Annotated in this window: 17 protein-coding genes and 1 pseudogene; 8 read left to right on the plus strand and 10 right to left on the minus strand. The window is 65.1% G+C overall.

Going from position 1 to position 16,954, the window contains the following annotated elements; all coding sequences use genetic code 11:
* Positions 1-12: 12 nt before the first annotated feature.
* The 3 genes from ABQF30_RS11180 to katG all read left to right on the plus strand — a co-directional run bounded on the left by ABQF30_RS11180 (position 13) and on the right by katG (position 3,112).
* Positions 13-195 carry a hypothetical protein gene (locus ABQF30_RS11180; RefSeq protein ID WP_448463243.1) on the plus strand — a complete coding sequence of 61 codons (183 nt, stop codon included), beginning with the start codon at positions 13-15 and terminating at the stop codon, positions 193-195.
* A 187-nt stretch (positions 196-382) separates the two neighbouring features.
* On the plus strand, positions 383-826 hold the full coding sequence (locus ABQF30_RS11185; protein WP_448463245.1) for a Fur family transcriptional regulator: 444 nt from the start codon (positions 383-385) through the stop codon (positions 824-826).
* Positions 827-865: 39 nt separating this feature from the next.
* A complete protein-coding gene (gene katG / locus ABQF30_RS11190) occupies positions 866-3,112 on the plus strand; it encodes a catalase/peroxidase HPI (protein WP_448463247.1) in 2,247 nt (748 codons plus the stop codon).
* 51 nt (positions 3,113-3,163) lie between these two features.
* Here katG and ABQF30_RS11195 read toward each other — a convergent pair whose 3' ends face one another.
* The 5 genes and pseudogenes from ABQF30_RS11195 to ABQF30_RS11215 all read right to left on the minus strand — a co-directional run bounded on the left by ABQF30_RS11195 (position 3,164) and on the right by ABQF30_RS11215 (position 7,369).
* Positions 3,164-4,198, minus strand: a complete 1,035-nt coding sequence (locus ABQF30_RS11195) for a DUF2278 family protein (RefSeq protein ID WP_448463249.1) — start codon at positions 4,196-4,198, stop codon at positions 3,164-3,166.
* A gap of 120 nt (positions 4,199-4,318) precedes the next feature.
* Complete coding sequence (locus ABQF30_RS11200; RefSeq protein WP_448463251.1) at positions 4,319-5,170, minus strand: extracellular catalytic domain type 1 short-chain-length polyhydroxyalkanoate depolymerase; 852 nt, start codon at positions 5,168-5,170, stop codon at positions 4,319-4,321.
* A 113-nt stretch (positions 5,171-5,283) separates the two neighbouring features.
* Positions 5,284-5,715, minus strand: coding sequence for a type II toxin-antitoxin system Rv0910 family toxin (locus ABQF30_RS11205; protein ID WP_448463253.1), 432 nt, complete (start codon positions 5,713-5,715; stop codon positions 5,284-5,286).
* 24 nt (positions 5,716-5,739) lie between these two features.
* A complete protein-coding gene (locus ABQF30_RS11210; RefSeq protein WP_448463255.1) occupies positions 5,740-6,753 on the minus strand; it encodes an alcohol dehydrogenase catalytic domain-containing protein in 1,014 nt (337 codons plus the stop codon).
* Positions 6,754-6,833: 80 nt separating this feature from the next.
* Positions 6,834-7,369: pseudogene (locus ABQF30_RS11215) on the minus strand (maleylpyruvate isomerase N-terminal domain-containing protein).
* A gap of 221 nt (positions 7,370-7,590) precedes the next feature.
* On the opposite strand from ABQF30_RS11215, the gene ABQF30_RS11220 reads away from it, so the two are divergent.
* Positions 7,591-9,096, plus strand: a complete 1,506-nt coding sequence (locus ABQF30_RS11220; RefSeq protein WP_448463257.1) for a SulP family inorganic anion transporter — start codon at positions 7,591-7,593, stop codon at positions 9,094-9,096.
* 9 nt (positions 9,097-9,105) lie between these two features.
* The gene (locus ABQF30_RS11225; RefSeq protein ID WP_448463259.1) at positions 9,106-9,498 is read left to right on the plus strand and encodes a MerR family transcriptional regulator; all 393 of its coding nucleotides are present in this window, start codon (positions 9,106-9,108) and stop codon (positions 9,496-9,498) included.
* 5 nt (positions 9,499-9,503) lie between these two features.
* Here ABQF30_RS11225 and ABQF30_RS11230 read toward each other — a convergent pair whose 3' ends face one another.
* From ABQF30_RS11230 to ABQF30_RS11240, 3 genes are read right to left on the minus strand one after another with little or no spacing between them, the layout of a single operon-like run.
* Positions 9,504-11,345, minus strand: coding sequence for a fatty acyl-AMP ligase (locus ABQF30_RS11230; protein ID WP_448463261.1), 1,842 nt, complete (start codon positions 11,343-11,345; stop codon positions 9,504-9,506).
* Positions 11,346-11,401: 56 nt separating this feature from the next.
* Positions 11,402-11,839 carry an SRPBCC family protein gene (locus ABQF30_RS11235; protein WP_448463263.1) on the minus strand — a complete coding sequence of 146 codons (438 nt, stop codon included), beginning with the start codon at positions 11,837-11,839 and terminating at the stop codon, positions 11,402-11,404.
* Complete coding sequence (locus ABQF30_RS11240; protein WP_448463265.1) at positions 11,836-12,168, minus strand: ArsR/SmtB family transcription factor; 333 nt, start codon at positions 12,166-12,168, stop codon at positions 11,836-11,838. The genes ABQF30_RS11235 and ABQF30_RS11240 overlap by 4 nt, the downstream gene beginning before the upstream one ends.
* A 99-nt stretch (positions 12,169-12,267) precedes the next feature.
* Between ABQF30_RS11240 and ABQF30_RS11245 the strand changes: the two genes are divergently transcribed.
* From ABQF30_RS11245 to ABQF30_RS11255, 3 genes are read left to right on the plus strand one after another with little or no spacing between them, the layout of a single operon-like run.
* Positions 12,268-13,041: a DUF899 domain-containing protein gene (locus ABQF30_RS11245; protein WP_448463267.1), complete on the plus strand. Its 774-nt coding sequence runs from the start codon at positions 12,268-12,270 to the stop codon at positions 13,039-13,041.
* A complete protein-coding gene (locus tag ABQF30_RS11250) occupies positions 13,028-13,693 on the plus strand; it encodes a maleylpyruvate isomerase family mycothiol-dependent enzyme (RefSeq protein WP_448463268.1) in 666 nt (221 codons plus the stop codon). Before ABQF30_RS11245 ends, ABQF30_RS11250 begins: the two co-directional genes overlap by 14 nt.
* 38 nt (positions 13,694-13,731) lie before the next feature.
* A complete protein-coding gene (locus ABQF30_RS11255) occupies positions 13,732-15,291 on the plus strand; it encodes a class I adenylate-forming enzyme family protein (protein ID WP_448463270.1) in 1,560 nt (519 codons plus the stop codon).
* Here ABQF30_RS11255 and ABQF30_RS11260 read toward each other — a convergent pair.
* Positions 15,278-16,492 carry a cytochrome P450 gene (locus ABQF30_RS11260; protein WP_448463272.1) on the minus strand — a complete coding sequence of 405 codons (1,215 nt, stop codon included), beginning with the start codon at positions 16,490-16,492 and terminating at the stop codon, positions 15,278-15,280. The genes ABQF30_RS11255 and ABQF30_RS11260 overlap by 14 nt on opposite strands.
* A gap of 17 nt (positions 16,493-16,509) precedes the next feature.
* A complete protein-coding gene (locus ABQF30_RS11265; RefSeq protein ID WP_448463274.1) occupies positions 16,510-16,887 on the minus strand; it encodes an NYN domain-containing protein in 378 nt (125 codons plus the stop codon).
* Positions 16,888-16,954 lie beyond the last annotated feature (67 nt).

Genomic DNA, 16,954 nt, shown 5'->3' on the forward strand with positions numbered 1-16,954 from the left:
CAGAATCGAAACATGTTGTATAGAACGTCATCTCGCGGGATCCGTCTGCGCTGGCACCGCAACTTCCGGTTGTTGGCCGCCCTGGCCGCCGGAGTCCACGCGGCCAACGGACTGGCACACGGCGTGCAACCGCCGCAGAGCTCGACGGCCCGCCCGTCACACCGGGACGCGGATGCCGTCAGCCCCGCGCCCTAGGCGACGTGCTGTCCTGCAACAGATTTGACGGTGAACGCGCAGGCACTGAATAAGCTTCGCCACAGCTGGGTAACCAGTCCGGCATGACAACGCGCTCATACGGTCAGCCCTGCTCCGGAGACGGTCAGATGAACCGATCTTGCAGAAGTACTTGACTGTGTCCAGTTATGCGCGTGATATTGGCGCTATGCCCTCGAGGGCAGATTTCGCAGATCAACTGCGCAAGCTCGAACTGCGGGTGACCCAACCACGGGTGGCCGTATTAGAGGCTGTGCAGATCAACCCGCATGCCGATACCGAAACCATTTTTCTGGCCGTGCGGAACAGCCTCCCCAACGTGTCGCGCCAGGCGGTCTACGACGTCCTCCACGCACTGACCTCGGCAGGGCTGGTTCGGCGGATACAGCCATCGGGATCGCCCGCCCGCTACGAATCTCGGGTCGGCGACAACCATCACCATGTCGTGTGCCGCAGCTGCGGGGTCATCGCCGACGTCGACTGTGCGGTCGGAGAGGCGCCCTGCCTGACTCCGTCGGACGACAACAACGCTCTGGACGGCTTCGTTCTCGATGAGGCCGAAGTCATCTACTGGGGCCTGTGCCGTGACTGCACACCTGATCACAGCCCGTGATCACAGCCCGATCACCCATCACAACCCGGAAGGAATGCGATGTCATCCGATACGTCCGACAGCCGCCCGCCCTACCCCGAAGAGAAGACCGCCAGCGCCAGTGAGAGCGAGAACCCGGCGATCCCCTCGCCCAAGCCCAAGTCGAACGCTCCCCTGACGAACCGGGACTGGTGGCCTGACCAGATCGACGTGTCAAGGCTGCACCCGCATTCGCCTCAGTCCAACCCGCTCGGCGAGGACTTCGACTACGCCACCGAGTTTGCGAAACTCGACGTCGACGCGCTCAAGGCCGACGTGATCGCCCTGATGACGCAGTCGCAGGACTGGTGGCCGGCGGACTACGGGCACTACGGCGGCCTTTTCATCCGAATGAGTTGGCATTCGGCAGGCACCTACCGCATCCACGATGGCCGCGGCGGTGGCGGCGAGGGGGCGCAGCGTTTCGCCCCACTCAACAGCTGGCCGGACAACGTGAGCCTGGACAAGGCCCGCCGCCTGCTCTGGCCGGTCAAGCAGAAGTACGGCAACAAGATCTCCTGGGCCGACCTGCTGGTCTTCGCCGGCAACTGCGCGCTGGAGTCGATGGGCTTCAAGACCTTCGGATTCGCCTTCGGCAGGGAGGACATTTGGGAGCCCGAGGAGATTCTTTTCGGCGAAGAGGACACCTGGCTGGGCACCGACAAGCGCTACTCCGGCTCGGGCGAGCGGCAGCTGGCCGAGCCCTACGGTGCCACCACCATGGGCCTGATCTACGTGAATCCCGAAGGCCCCGAAGGGAAACCGGATCCGATCGCCGCGGCATTCGATATCCGTGAGACGTTCGGCCGAATGGCGATGAACGACGTGGAGACGGCCGCACTGATCGTCGGCGGCCACACGTTCGGCAAAACCCACGGCGCCGGCGACGCCGACCTCGTCGGCCCCGAGCCGGAAGCAGCCCCTATCGAACAACAAGGATTGGGCTGGAAGAGCTCATACGGCACCGGCAAGGGCAAGGACGCCATCACCAGCGGCCTCGAAGTCGTCTGGACGCCCACTCCGACCAAGTGGGACAACACCTTCCTCGAGACGCTCTACGGCTACGAATGGGAACTGACGAAGAGCCCGGCCGGTGCCTATCAGTTCACCGCGAAGGACGGCGCAGGCGCGGGAACCATCCCGGATCCGTTCGACGGACCGGGGCGCGCCCCGACGATGCTGGTCACCGACATCTCGATGCGGGAGAGCCCGATTTATGCCGACATCACCCGGCGCTGGCTCGATCACCCCGAAGAGCTCCAGGACGAGTTCGCCAAGGCGTGGTACAAGCTGCTGCACCGCGATATGGGACCGATCACCCGGTATCTCGGTCCGTGGGTGCCGGAACCGCAGCTGTGGCAGGACCCGGTCCCGGACGTCGACCACGAGCTGGTCGACGAGAGCGACGTGGCAACGCTGAAAGGCAAGGTCCTCGAGTCCGGCCTGTCGGTGCGGCAGCTCGTGAACACGGCTTGGTCCGCGGCTTCGAGCTTCCGTCGTACCGACTACCGGGGCGGCGCAAATGGCGCACGCATTCGCCTTGAGCCACAAAAGAACTGGGAAGCCACTGAGCCGGCCGAGCTCGCGAAGGTGCTGCCGGTTCTGGAGAACATCCAGCAGGAGTTCAACAGTTCGGCAGCCGGCGGCAAGAAGATCTCGCTGGCAGATCTGATTGTGCTGGCCGGTTCGGCGGCGGTCGAACAGGCCGCCAAGGTTGCCGGGCATGCGGTTACTGTGCCGTTCACGCCGGGCCGCACCGACGCCACGCAGGAGAACACCGACGTGGAGTCGTTCGCAATGTTGGAGCCGCGGGCAGACGGGTTCCGTAACTATGTCCGGCCCGGCGAGAAGGCCCCGTTGGAGCAGCTGCTGCTGGAACGGGCCTACATGCTGGGCGTTACCGGTCCGGAGTTGACGGTGCTCGTCGGCGGGCTGCGCGCCATGGACACCAACCACGGCGGCAGCAAGCACGGGGTGCTCACCGACCGGCCAGGCACATTGACGAACGACTTCTTCGTCAATCTTCTCGACATGGGCACGGAATGGAAGCCGTCGGAGTCCGCGGAGAACGTCTACGAGGGTCACGACCGGGCCTCGGGAGCGCGGAAGTGGACTGCCACCGCGAATGACCTTGTGTTCGGCTCCAATTCGGTGCTGCGTGGGCTCGTGGAGTTCTATGCCCAGTCGGACATGAAGGACCGGTTCGTGGCCGACTTCGTCAAAGCCTGGGTCAAGGTCATGAACAACGACCGGTTCGACATCAAGTAGCCCCAGGCCCGATCGCCGATGCCCCACGAGCGGCAGCTCGTGGGGCACGGGTCACCGTTGGAACCGCACGTACCGACCGACCATGGCCGCGTCTGCGGCCGAGTAGCTCACGCTGTCGACCTGATTGCCCTGGTCGTCGATCAGGAGCAGGTTGCCTCCACTGTTGCCGAGTTGCACGCCTGTGCCGTCGAGCACGATGACCGCTGACGTGCCACCGGACAGCACCTCGTCCAGCTTGGTCTCGCGTTCGTTGCGGTCGACCAGCCGCCAGCCGTGCAGTGACGTGTCAGTCGTCGCGTAGTTCCCGATCACCACGGCTTCAGCGCCCGGGTCCGCACCAGCCGGATTCACCAGGGCCCGCTCCAAGTAGGCCGCACCGGATACCACCGGGGTCGGGACGCCCGGATGGCCGCCGATCAGCCGGGACAGCGGCTGTGCGCCGGGTGCAGCGGCGCCGACCGGGTCGGTGGGTATCCGCTGGGTCTGAAAAGCCAGTAACAGCGCAACGATTCGATCCGGGAAGGCCAGCACCAGACCACCGTCGTGGAAGGCGCCGTTGTCTTGGGCGTGGGCGCCGACGTTGCCCTGATTCATGTGGATGTCGTGGACTCCGTGCAACCCGTCGGTGTTCCCGAACTCGACGTCGATGGGTTTGCGCAGATTGCGATCGAATTTCGCGCCGAATGCGTAGATTTCGCCGCCGGCCGCCTTGCACTGGTTGAGATACAGAACCAGGAGGTCCTGCAGGTCATCAGCGTTGGCATTGCCGCTGGGTGGTAGGGCCCGGCCGAGGGCGAAATCGAACAGCGGGGCCTTCACGTAGTCCAGCGACGCCGCCGAATTGCCGGGTGTCACGGTGAAACCGGATGACACCCCCGACAGGTCGCCGAGAATGGGATGCCCGGTGAGCGGATCCACCACCCAGAACACCACCTCGCTCCCGTCGTTGGACTGCACGTTGACCGCGACCCGCCACGGTTGCCCGGAGTCATCGACCGCCCGGATCTGAAGATGTGGCGTCGAATCGCCGTCCTCCCGGACGAACCGATCCGGCCGAGCCCGCAGCACCCCGTAGTCAAGTGCCATGATCGACTCCCGTCGTCGGTGGGCCCAGTGCGTTTCAGCTGAGCCCACGTTGGACGGTAATGACACCGGTCCGCGGCAACACGCGTAGCCGACTACCTGAAGTATGCGTCCGACTCAGTGCTATCGCCCGTGCGCAGCGAAGAATTGCGCGGACGCTGTCGATGCGTCGCCCGGCCAGTTGTGACCACCGCCGTTCACCCGCGTGAGCACGACCTCGGTGCCCGCCGCACACTGCGGATACGTGACCCGCTCGGTTCCGGCCCAGCTACCGGAAGGCGCAACCGGTGAGGAAGAATCCGGGCAACCGTTGATCTGGCGCCATCGGTCCACCAACGCCTGGGCGGCCAGGATGTTGCTGGCGCCGCCCCGTCCGGTCATCGGGCCGCCGCCGAACGGTACGACGGGATCCGCGGTTCCGTGCGTTGCCAGCACGGACACCGGCCGCGCCGGATTGCACGCCACGTTCGCACCGAGAGTTCCGGCGACCGGGGCGACGGCGGCAAACAGGTCGGCGCGCTCACATGCCAACCGGTTCGCCATGAACCCGCCCGCCGACAGCCCGGTCGCGAATACCCGGCCCGGCGGGATGCCGAACTCCGAAACAAGTCGATTGACCAGTGCCGCAATGAATCCCACGTCGTCGACACCTTGACGATCGGGTAGCGAGGCGCCCCGCCCGTCGGCCCAACTGAGGCCAACGCCGTCCGGGTACACCACCACGAAGCCGTGAGCGTCGGCGACGGCATCGTAATGCGTCCACGCTGCCTGATCTCGCCCGGTCGCGCCCGCGCCATGCAGATTGACGACGAGACCCGACGGTTTCCCGGGCGGAACATGCAGTTGGAACGTCCGTACCAGACCGCCGAAGTCGATCTGGGCGGCCGGAGGGTCGGCTTGCGCCGGCGTGGCCACGGCCAGCGCGCACAACAGCACAGTAAACAGAGCAACGAGCGCTTTCGGGCCCCCAGCCATACATCCCCCACCGGTCGTCATTCAGCAAACCGACCAATGACGCTACCGGGAGGGACTGTCGAATTCGCCAAGATACGCGGATTCGATGAGCCGGTTGGTTCCCCGGCAACCCACTATGCGTAAAGCTTCTCGAACTGTCCGATCGAGCGCTCGATGTCACCCTTGACCGCGCGGGCGGCCACCGTGCCGATCGGACCGAACAACGGTGCGCCGCCCAAGTCGATCGTCACCGCGAAAGCACAACCTGACGGCGTGGGCTTCACCTTCATCTTCAGTCCGTACCTGGTTCCTCCCACGCCCTTGCCGGTGACTTCCAGCAGGTGGGGTGCGTCGATCTTTCGCACGGTCCAGGTGACGCGGTTACGCATCCCCTTTGCGCCGGCCACGCCGATCAGGGTGGTGCCGACGGTCAGCTCGTCGGGTATGTCGCTGCGCCAACCTTCGTGCATCACCAACCAGTCGCCGAGCTCGCCGAGATTCGACGCGTGTTCCCATGCGTTTTCCGGGCTGAGTGACAGTTCGCGGGAGAGCTCGACCTTGGCCATTGGCGAATGCTAGCCAACCCGACTTCAGACCGTCAGAACCATGCGGTAACGCGCCCGTCCTTCTTCCATTGCGGCATAGGCGTTTGCGGCGTCGGCCAGCGGCCGTTCCTCAATTTGTGCGCGCACGCCGGTGAGCACCGCGAAGTGCATCGTTTCTTCGACATCACGCGCGGTGCCCGATGGGTGCCCGGAAATGCTGAGCGCGGGCTGAATCAGTTGTGCGGGGCTGATCGGCAACGGATCGGTCGCCACCCCGATGGCGACCAACTCGCCGCGCGGCGCGAGCCCGCCGATCGTGTCCGCCATCGCCTGTGAGTTGCCTGCGGTTGCCAAGACCACCGCGGCGCCGCCCAGTTTCCGAAGTGACCCGCTGACATCCTCGGCGGTCGAGTCGATGTAGTGCCGTGCGCCGAACGCGCGAGCGTCCTTCTCCTTGTCGCTGCCACGCGCGATGGCAACGGTTTCGAAACCCATCGCGCTGGCGAACTGTACCCCGAGGTGGCCGAGGCCGCCGACCCCCAGTACTGCCACCAAGTCGCCGGGCAGGGCCCGCGTGTGGCGCAGTGCGTTGTAGGTGGTCACGCCGGCGCAGCCCATCGGAGCAGCTTCGGCGAAAGAGAGTTCGTCTGGGATTCGCGCCAGCGCATTCGCCGGTACCGTCGCCGATTCCGCGTATCCGCCCGGATAGTGCAAGCTCGGGATCTGGCCGATCTCGCAATGGATGAAAAGGCCCTTGCGACAGGGAATGCAGGTGCCGCAGTGACCGCCGAACCACCCGATCGACACCCGGTCGCCTACCGCGAAATCATCTACGCCTGCGCCTAATTCGGCTACCGTTCCGGCGATCTCGTGGCCGGGCGTCAACGGCCAGGTGATTCCGGGAAATCCGCCATTGACGATTGCGCGGTCGGTGCCGCAGACGCCACACGCGGCGACGGCGACACGAACGTGACCACGCTCGGGAGACATCGTCTCCGCGTCAGCCAATTCCAGAGAGCCACCGCTGGACTGGACGTGTACGGCTCGGTGAGTAGGCATGGACGCACCCTTCTGGTCATCGTCGATGTTCCACGCCATCATGGTCCGTCAACAGTGCAGGGGCAACGGGCCCATTCACTTCATCCGAGAACGAACGGGAGCCTTGCCGCCAACTCGCCCAGTTCGGACGTTTCGGCGTCAGTCGGAGCGCGACGACCGGTTCCCACCAGCAGAGCGTCGCCGTCGGAGAACGACGCCGGGAATTGCGCCCCCGCGATCGTCTGCAGCATCTCGCGCGACCGCGCGAGCCCCTCGGCCGGCGGTCCCGCGGCGCCCGGCAGCGCGGCGATGTCGTCCAGGTGAAACTTCAGCAGCCACGGCTCGCCGTATGCGGCGGCGAGGCGGACAGTGAACGCATCGAGGGGTTATCGCCGGTGGGCGGCGTCCCGGAGACCTGCCAGTAGGTCACCGCGTTCCGGGTCGGTTGCGTGTCGGCGGGTGACACCAGCGTGATCAGGACATCCTGGGAATCAATGATCAAGTGGCACACCAGGTCTCGCACGAACCAGCCGGCACAGCCGGACGGCTGCGCGAAGTCCCCGTCCGCGAGTCCGGCCACGACTGTGCGCAGCTCCGTCCAAGTCCGGGTAAAAGTTCCACAACCGCAAGCTAGCAGCGGGCCTGCTCAGCGGCGAGGTGTGCTCTTGGGCACATTTGCCGGTCCGAATTTGACGGGCAACTCTCCCCAAGGGGTAGAGTTCTGAATCGACGTCGGACATTTCCTGGCGTCCCGGTGAATGCCTTTCCCGGACAAAGCCTTCCACGCGTTGACGCGTTTCGGACTCACTCAACAATTCGCCGTGCAGTGCTGCTGCGTGCCGGCAGAACGGAGAAGTGGTGGTTGCCCTACCGCAGGCGAAGACGCCTCGTGAGGAACAGTCGGTACTGGCCGCGTTACGGTCGCCGCGCCGGCTACGCACGGAGGTGCTTGCCGGACTCGTCGTGGCATTGGCGCTGATACCGGAGGCGATCTCGTTTTCGATCATCGCCGGGGTGGATCCGCGTGTGGGATTGTTCGCCGCATTCACGATGGCCGTCACCATTGCGTTCGTCGGTGGCAGGCCCGCCATGATCTCTGCAGCCACCGGCGCCGTCGCCCTGGTCGTGGCGCCGCTCGTACAAAGCCACGGTCTCGACTACTTGATTGCCGCGGTCATCCTGGCCGGCGTGCTGCAACTTGTGCTCGGCGGTCTCGGCGTCGCGAAGCTGATGCGGTTCATCCCGCGCAGTGTGATGGTGGGATTCGTCAACGCGCTGGCCATCCTCATCTTCATCGCCCAGTTGCCACACCTTCTCGGGGTCCCCTGGTTGGTCTATCCATTGGTGGCAGTCGGCATCGTGCTCATCGTGGCGCTTCCCAAAATCACCACCACGATCCCGGGACCGCTGGTGGCAATCGTCGTGCTGACCGTCGCCACCGTGGCGTTCGGTTGGTCGGTGCCGAACGTCGGCGACGAAGGTGAGCTACCGTCCAGCCTTCCGACACTGCTGTTCCCCGACGTTCCCCTCACTCTGCACACACTCGCGGTGATCGCGCCCTACGCGCTGACAATGGCGATCGTCGGGCTGCTGGAGTCGCTGATGACCGCCAAACTCGTCGACGACATCACCGACACCCATTCGAACAAGTCTCGTGAAGCGCTCGGCCAAGGCGTGGCCAACATCGTCACCGGCTTCTTCGGTGGAATGGGTGGCTGCGCGATGATCGGCCAGACGATGATCAACGTGAAGGCCTGCGGAGCGAGAACCCGGATATCGACGTTTCTGGCCGGTGCCATGCTGCTGGGATTGGTCGTCGGCCTCGGAGATGTTGTCGCGCTCATACCGATGGCCGCCCTGGTCGCCGTGATGATCATGGTCTCGGTCGGCACCTTCGATTGGCACAGCATCAATCCGAAGACGTTGCGGCGCATGCCCAAGAGTGAAACCACCGTGATGCTCGCCACTGTTGGGGTGACGGTGGCCACCGACAACCTGGCCTATGGTGTGGTCGTCGGAACACTGGCTGCCATGGTGCTGTTTGCCCGCCGGGTGGCCCACCTCACCGAGGTCGTCGGTATCGACCACCCCGACGAGAACACTCGGGTATACGCCGTCAAGGGGGCACTGTTCTTCGCCTCCAGCAACGACCTCGTCTACCAATTCGACTACGCGGGCGATCCGGACAACGTCGTCATCGACATGAGCGAGGCCCACGTCTGGGACGCGTCAACCGTCGCCACGCTGGACGCCATCACCACCAAATATGCGGCGAAAGGCAAGAACGTCACCATCATCGGGATGAACGACAACAGCGCCGAACGTCACCACCGGCTCAGCGGCCGCCTCGCCGGGGCCCACTGAGAGACTGCCATGAGCATCGCTGAGGAAGAACGCCTGCAGATCGGCGAAGTAGCTGCGGCAACCGAGCTTTCGATCAAGACCATCCGGCATTATGACGAGGTCGGTCTGGTCACACCGTCGGCGCGGTCGAGCGGCGGGTTCCGGTTGTACACCGGCGCCGACGTCGACCGGCTTCTCGCCATCCGCCGGATGAAGCCACTCGGCTTCACCCTCGACGAGATGCGTGAATTACTCTCCGCCCTCGAGACGCTGGACGCACCGGCGACAAAAACCGAACGGGCGCAAGCCATCACGTACCTTGCCGAGTGTCACTCCCGCGCCCAGCAGGCATGTGAACAACTCACCAAGCAGCTTGCGTATGCACGTGAACTCACCGATCAGCTGGCGCAGTACGGCAACTGACGGGCCTAGTGCGCTCCCAAGGTTCCGTCCAGATACTGACTCCGGCAGGCTCTCCGGGCCAGCTTGCCGCTGGTGGTCCGCGGGATGGCACCGGCCGGCAGGAAGCGCACATCGGCGACGGAAAACCCATGCCTGGCAGCCACCTCCGCCCGGATCGCCTCGACCGCCGGTTGCGGGTCGGCACGCCCGGTGCGCGGCGCGCGTTCGGCGATCACCACCAGACGTTCAGCAGATTCGTCGTTCCCGGGAACCGAAAACGCTGCGACGTAACCCCGGCGTACGAGCTCTGACGCGTCCGCGACCGTCGCCTCGACATCCTGCGGGTAGTGACTGCGCCCCTCGATGACAATCAGGTCTGCCGTCCGCCCGGTGACATAGAGTTCACCGCCCAGGTACACCCCGAGATCACCCGTCCGCAGCCAGGTGGCGTCCGACGGCGAGCCCTCGGCGTGGCCGCCCGCCGTAAGTCGGGATTGCAGTGTCGCGCCGAACGTCTTGCGCGTTTCGTCCGGGCGGCCCCAGTACCCGCGCCCAATGTTGTTGCCGTGCAACCATATTTCGCCGATCTCACCGTCAGGCACTTCCATGGCGATATCGGGGTCGACGATGACGGCCCACTGACTGCGGGCGATCTGACCGCACGACACGTGGGCGACCGCACGCGGATGATCGGCCGCGACGGGCACAGCGCGGCCTCCGGCTAGTTGCTCGCGGTCGAAGTAGACCACCGACGATTGGGCTGCGGGCGCAATTGTCGACACGAACAGGGTCGCCTCGGCGATGCCGTACGACGGTTTGAATGCCGTTGCGGGTAGCCCATAGGGAGCGAATGCCTTGTTGAATGTCGCTATCGCACCCGGACTGACCGGCTCCGAACCGATGATGAGCACCACATTGCTGAGGTCGATGTCCTCCCCCGCCGCAGGCACGCCACGCTGAGCGGTCCACTCGTACGCGAAATTCGGTGCGGCCGTGATCACGCGGCCGTACGACGACTCCGCCGACAATGCCTGAATCCAGCGCTGTGGCCGCCGGACAAAGGCGGTTGGCGACATCAGCGTGGAGTGGCCACCGTAGACCGCCGGGAACCCGATCATCGACAGACCCATGTCGTGGTAGAGCGGTAACCAGCTCAGCCCGTGGGTGTTTCGGTTCAGCAGATCGATCGAGAGGATCATCTGCAACAGATTGGTGCCGACCGCCCGATGGGTGATCTCCACGCCGACCGGCGGTCGCGTCGAACCCGACGTGTACTGCAGATGCGAGACGTCGTCGGCATCGACCTCGACCGGAATGAACCCATCACCCACCGAATCGGGTACCTCGTCGATGATGACGACCTGCGGACGACGGCTGGTCGGCAGTTTCGACAGGAATGCCTGCACCGCTGCGTTTGCCGACGCGGTCGTCAGCACCGTGCTGGGGCGGGCATCGGTGAGCGCGGTTTCGAGTCGCTCGGCATGCCCCTGCAATTCGGGCGCAAACAGTGGCACCGCTATCGTCCCCGCCTTGATCGCGGCGAAGAATCCGGCGACGTAATCGAGGCCCTGTGGCGCGAGGATCGCCACTCTGTCCCCTGGGCTTGCCACCCGTTGCAAGTGGGCGGCGAGCGCCCGCAGCCGGGCGCCCAACTGGTTCCAGGTCAGCTCGACGGCTTGACCCTCGGCGTGGCGGTAGTCCAGATAGCGATACGCCACCGAGTCGCCGACGCTGGCGATGTTGCGGTCGATGAGCGATATCAGGTTGGTGCCCGGCGGCAGCACGATGCCGCCGGCAGCGTCGAGGCAGTCCTCGATCCGCAGTAGGCCAGACGGAGCCTCGTATTGAACCCGGGAACCGCTATCCATGACCGCAGTCTAAATCGCGAGGAGAATCAGTCCTTCTACCTGTGAAGTGTTCCTGATCACCGGCGTTCGAGAACCGCGGCAAGCTGCTCGGCAGTGAGTATCCAGCCGTTGTGGAAGTCGTCGTATTCCTCAGACGGTAGCAGAGAATGCTCGATCGACATGAGGGTCTCCTCGTCGCCGACCGGCTCGAACGCGACGTTGACCACACTGACCACCGTGGGGTCCGACCAGTTCGAGTTGCTCCAGGTGAAGCGCAGCACGCGCGGGCGGTCGACGGTCAGGAACTGACCGGTTATCAGGACACTGGTGCCCGAATCATCGACGTCGAAGCGAACTCTGCCGCCCACATGAGGTTCCACGGTGACGGCGACGCAGTAGACCGGGCGCGGACACATCCAGTCCGCCAATGACTCCGGATCGAGCCACTCGTCGAACACCACATCCGGGGTGGCCGGCATGACCCGCTCAACGCGAACTGTCACCCCATCGGTCATCGGTTGCGTCCCTTCCGGCGAAGCCGCTCCTCGAGCGCGTCCGCACGTGTGTTCCAGAAGTCGGCCTGCTCGTCGATCCAGCGCTGGGCCACCGTCAAGCCGTCCGGTTTCAGGGACAGCCAGTGCTCGCGGCCGCGAATCTCCCGACGCACGAGACCCGCAGATTCCAACACGCCGATATGGCGCGAGACTCCGGCGAACGTCATGGGTAAGGGATCGGCCAGGTCACTGATCCGGGCGTCGCCCTGGCGCAGAGTCTCCAACAACCAACGGCGGGTCGGATCGGCGAGCGCCGAGTACGTCCGATCCAGCACCTGATCTTCAACCACATTGTTGACTATAGCGGCATCCCGTGGTGTGCTGGAGACAGATATTCAACCGATATGTTGAATGTTGAACACAGCCTCTTGAGGAAGGGAAGAACACATATGCAGACCCCTCCGATCGTGTCGGCACAGGAATGGCAGGCCGCGCTCAAGGACATGCTCGTCAAGGAAAAAGAGCACACCCGCGCAGGTGACGCCTTGGCCGCCCAGCGCAGGAGGATGCCGTGGACGCCCGTGGAGAAGCCGTACGAGTTCGACGGGCCGGAAGGCAGGGTGACGCTGCTCGACCTCTTCGATGGTCGGCGTCAGCTGATCGTCTACCGGGCCTTCCTCGATCCCGGCGTGGACGACTGGCCTGAGCACGGCTGCATCGGCTGCTCATTGATGGCCGACCACATCCCCAACCTCGCCCATCTGAACGCCCGGGACACCACGCTCGTCTACGCCTCGCGCGGGTCGCAAGCTGACCTCCAGCGGATCAAGGCACGCATGGGCTGGAACCATCCGTGGTACACGATCGTGCCCGGACCCGACGGCGCCTTCGACGTCGACTTCGGCGTCGATCAATGGCACGGCACCAACGCGTTCATCCGGGATGGCGACCGGGTGTTCCGGACGTACTTCATCGACAACCGCGGCGACGAGACGTTCGTCAACACCTGGGACTTCCTCGACATGACCGCGCTCGGGCGCCAGGAGACGTGGGAGGACTCACCGGACGGCTACCCACAGACCAAGCCCTACGAATGGTGGTCCTGGCACGACACCTACGCCGAACGTCAACCGTCGCGGTGGTTCGGCGACCCGGACCCCAACGATCCGCACGATCCGCGGCCCCCTCGCGACCAAGGATGTGATTCCTGTGGCAGTCACTGATCCGGTACAGAGCGCCCGCCGCTACCAGGAGACGAGGGAACGGATCCTCGCCCTGCTAGCGGGATCGGACAGGTTCTGGAGCGCCGCTGTTGCGGCCTGTCCCGGATGGTCGGTGCGCGATGTGGTGGCCCACATGACCGCCGTGGCCGAGGACTGGACCAGCGGACGCCTGGCGGGAGCGCCCACCGACGAACAGACGGCCGCCCAGATCGCCAGGTTCGCCGATCATGATGTCAACGGCATCCTGTCGGCCTGGGATGAAGCGGCTGCTCAGTTGGACCACCTGGCCGAAACCGACGGGTTGAAACCTCCGTTGGGCGACATCGTCGTGCACGAGCACGACATCCGCGGTGCCCTCGGCCGACCTGGGGCACGGGACTCCGCCGCCGCACACGACGTCTCGGACCAGCTGCTCAACATGCTTCGCCCCCCGGTGCCGCTCGTCGTGGCGGTGGAAGACGCCGAGTACCGCAGCGGGCCCGCGGATGGGCCCGAAATACGGCTGTCCACAACCCGATTCGAGTCCCTGCGCTGGCGGACGGGACGACGCAGCCGCGCCCAGCTGGCTGCCATGAACTGGTCGGACGATCCGACTCCGGTCCTGGACCACCTGTACTTGTTCGGCCCGGCCGACGCTGATCTCGTGGAGTAGCCCGCTCGCCGGAATTTCCCATTGGAGAAGATGGGCGGGTGACGCAAGCACCGTTGACGATCCCCGCACTCCTCGAGCGCAGCGTTCGGGAGTTCGGCCAGGCCACCTATCTCGTAACCCCCACCGCAAGGCTGACGTATGAGGCTGCCGAGCAGCGGTCGGCCCGCGCTGCACGCTGGCTCCTGCACAAGGGGGTGGGCAAGGGCAGTCGCGTCGGCCTGTTCTTCGCCAACGGCACCGATTGGATCGTCTGGTGGCTCGCGGTGTCGCGGATCGGTGCGGTGGCCGTACCGCTGAGCACGCTGTACACCCCGGCCGAAATCGCAAAAGTGTTGCGGCTGGCCGATATCGGACTGCTGGTGGCGCCCGGCCGCGTTCTGAATATCGATGTCTCCGAGCGTTTGGAGGCCGCGTTGCCGGGGCTTGCCGGTCAACAGTCCGGCCGGCTGGCGCTGGGCGGCGCTCCGTACCTGCGCTGCATCACGGTGACCGGGCACACCGACCGGGCGTGGGCCACCCACTGGGACGACGCTTCCGCGGGCGTGCCCGAGGAGGTGCTGTCCGCCGTCGAGGCCGAGGTCTCCCCTGCCGACCTCGCTGTCATGATCCACACGTCGGGGTCCACCGCCGACCCGAAAGGCGTGCTTCATACCCACGGCACGCTTGTCCGGCAGACCTCGACGTGGCCAAGCGCCATCCGCGCCATCACCCATTCCGAAGCGCAAGCCCGAATTCTGTGCGCCATGCCGTTCTTCTGGGTCGGCGGGTTGCTCGCCGCGATGGGCGCGCTGCATGAACCGGTAACCCTTGTGGTGATGCCCAAACTCGACGCCGAAACAGCGCTCGATCTGGCTGAAGGTGAGCAGGTCACCGGAATTGTGGGATGGCCCGCGTTCACCCAGCGGTTACGTGAACATCCGTCCTTCCCCACTCGCGATCTGAGCAGCGCACCGATGCTTCGGGAGGGCCCGTTGGACATCGCGATGACAGATGTGCCGGACGGGTTTCCGGTACACCGCACCATGTCTGAGACCGCGGGCGGATTCGCCTACACGGATATGCAGATCGTCGGCGAGGACGGCCGGCCCGTCGCCCCCGGTGTCACCGGCGAACTCCTCATCCGAGGCATCGGTGTGATGGCCGGATACAACAAGCGCGAGCGACCCGAGACGTTCGACGAAAACGGCTGGTATCACACCGGCGATCGCGTCTACCGCAAGACCGACGACCCCCGCTTGTTCTATGTCGGTCGCACCACCGACCTCATCAAGGCCGCCGGCGCAAACGTGTCACCGCTTGAGGTTGAAGCGGTCATCGAGGAGTTCACCGACGTCGCGCAATGCGTGGTTGTGGGAATCGACGATCCCGAGCGCGGCGAGGAGGTGTGCGCGGTGGTGGTCCCGGCCGCGCAGCTCGACGTCCAGTCGGTGGCGGACCGCACTCGCGAGCGGCTGTCGGCCTACAAGGTTCCGACGCGGTGGGCCATTGCGACCAGCGATCTGATACCGACGTTGCCCAGCGGCAAGTTCGACCGGAAATCCCTGCGGCAGTTGATCATCGACGGTGAGCTGGACTCCGCTCGTTTCACGCCGGCGTGAACCGTACCGGCATCGACCGGATCCCGCTCATCAGGTTCGAGCGCACCCGTTCGACCGGCCCGGTGAGCTCGAGATCGTTCATGCGCGCCAATATCTCGGGGAAGATCGCGGCGGCCTCCACCCGTGCCAGATTCGCGCCGAGGCAGTAATGCGTGCCCCCACCGCCGAAAGCCAGATGCGGGTTGGGGTCTCGGCCGATGTCGAAGCGGTCAGGGTCGTGGAAACGGGTCTCGTCGCGGTTCGCCGACGGGTAGAACATGGCCACCCGGTCGCCCTTCTTGACGGGAACACCGCGCAACTCGGTGTCTTTCGTAGCTGTGCGCGCGAATACGGTGACTGGGCTGACGTAGCGCAGCATTTCTTCGATAGCGCTGGACAGCAGGGTTGGATCATCGGACAGTCGCGTCTGCTCAGCGGGGTGTTCCAGTAGCGCCAGGGTGCCTGCTGAGACCAGGTTGCGGGTCGTGTCACCGCCGGCGTTGATCAGCAGTAGAAAGAACAGGTTGAACTCCAGATCGGTGAGACGTTGGCCGTCCACCTCGGCATGCAGCAGCGACGTGGCAATGTCATCGCCCGGGGCGGCGCGCTTGCTTTCCGCGAGTGCGGCGGCGTACTGGAACATCTCCAACTGGACGTGCTCCACGTCTCCGGTTGCGGTCCCGACGTTTTCGGAGTTCATGATCTCGGTCAACTCGTAGAGCCGACGACCGTCGTCATGCGGAATGCCGAGCAATTCCGCGATCACGAACGACGGCAGGGCACCGGCGACGTCGGTGACGAAATCGCACTCGCCGCGCTCGAGCACATCATCGACGATCTGATGTGCCAGATGTCCGATGCGCTCGTTGAGCCGGGCGACCTGACGCGGCGTGAATCCCTTGCTCACCAATGTTCGCAGGGCGGTGTGCCGTGGCGGGTCCATTGTCAGCATCATGAGGCTCAACTGGTAGGAGTCCTCGGGCCGGGGAACGTCGAAGAACACGCCGGTCTGCTCGGACGACCACGTTGCGCTGTCCCGCGACACCGCGAGAATCTCGTCATAACCGGTGAGGGCCAGGAAGCCCGGTCCGTCCTTGTACGGATGCCACCCGACGGGCGCGCGCTGCCGCAGCCTCCGAAAAGCCTCCAACGGCGTGCCTGCCTCGTAGGTCGCCGGATCGGTAAGGTCGACACCGCCGATGCTCATGGCGTTCTCGCGCATGGCGTGACGATAGCCAGCTAGCCAACCGGATCAATCAGATTACGGAAACCGGCCGCTGCAGTCACGGACGCGCCTGCGGTGCGGACCCGCTCGGCCAGCGTGCTGTCCGAGGTCACCACGGTGATTTCGGCAGGGGTGGCGTCGGCCCGGACCAAGCGGACGATCTCGTCGTCGGCGGAGTTCGCCCCCGCCGCGGGCGCATGGCCGATCTCCACGACTGCCGACTCGAGCGGCGGCGAGGTCGGCGACTCGAACACCACTGTCACACAGTGGCCTTCCGCCGAAGCCCAGCGCTCAAGCTGGCCCACCAAGCGTGCCATCGCCTGCCTGCGGTTTCTCCACCAGCCGTCCGGGCGAGAGCCGATCACATTCATGCCGTCGACGATCCACCGCACCTGGCCGACACTACCCACGCGATGTCACAAACCGGCGCCGGCCGGTGTCTAGTGGGTGTGAACAACA

It is taken from the genome of Mycolicibacterium sp. XJ870, from assembly GCF_053483975.1.

Bases quoted from the DNA above. Each gene is read 5' to 3' on its own strand.
- ABQF30_RS11195 (WP_448463249.1), bottom strand. From the start codon at position 4,198: ATGGCACTTGACTACGGGGTGCTGCGGGCTCGGCCGGATCGGTTCGTC.
- ABQF30_RS11185 (WP_448463245.1), top strand. From the start codon at position 383: ATGCCCTCGAGGGCAGATTTCGCAGATCAACTGCGCAAGCTCGAACTG.
- ABQF30_RS11245 (WP_448463267.1), top strand. From the start codon at position 12,268: ATGCAGACCCCTCCGATCGTGTCGGCACAGGAATGGCAGGCCGCGCTC.
- ABQF30_RS11180 (WP_448463243.1), top strand. From the start codon at position 13: ATGTTGTATAGAACGTCATCTCGCGGGATCCGTCTGCGCTGGCACCGC.
- ABQF30_RS11235 (WP_448463263.1), bottom strand. From the start codon at position 11,839: ATGACCGATGGGGTGACAGTTCGCGTTGAGCGGGTCATGCCGGCCACC.
- ABQF30_RS11225 (WP_448463259.1), top strand. From the start codon at position 9,106: ATGAGCATCGCTGAGGAAGAACGCCTGCAGATCGGCGAAGTAGCTGCG.
- ABQF30_RS11210 (WP_448463255.1), bottom strand. From the start codon at position 6,753: ATGCCTACTCACCGAGCCGTACACGTCCAGTCCAGCGGTGGCTCTCTG.
- ABQF30_RS11230 (WP_448463261.1), bottom strand. From the start codon at position 11,345: ATGGATAGCGGTTCCCGGGTTCAATACGAGGCTCCGTCTGGCCTACTG.
- ABQF30_RS11205 (WP_448463253.1), bottom strand. From the start codon at position 5,715: ATGGCCAAGGTCGAGCTCTCCCGCGAACTGTCACTCAGCCCGGAAAAC.
- ABQF30_RS11200 (WP_448463251.1), bottom strand. From the start codon at position 5,170: ATGGCTGGGGGCCCGAAAGCGCTCGTTGCTCTGTTTACTGTGCTGTTG.
- ABQF30_RS11260 (WP_448463272.1), bottom strand. From the start codon at position 16,492: ATGCGCGAGAACGCCATGAGCATCGGCGGTGTCGACCTTACCGATCCG.
- katG (WP_448463247.1), top strand. From the start codon at position 866: ATGTCATCCGATACGTCCGACAGCCGCCCGCCCTACCCCGAAGAGAAG.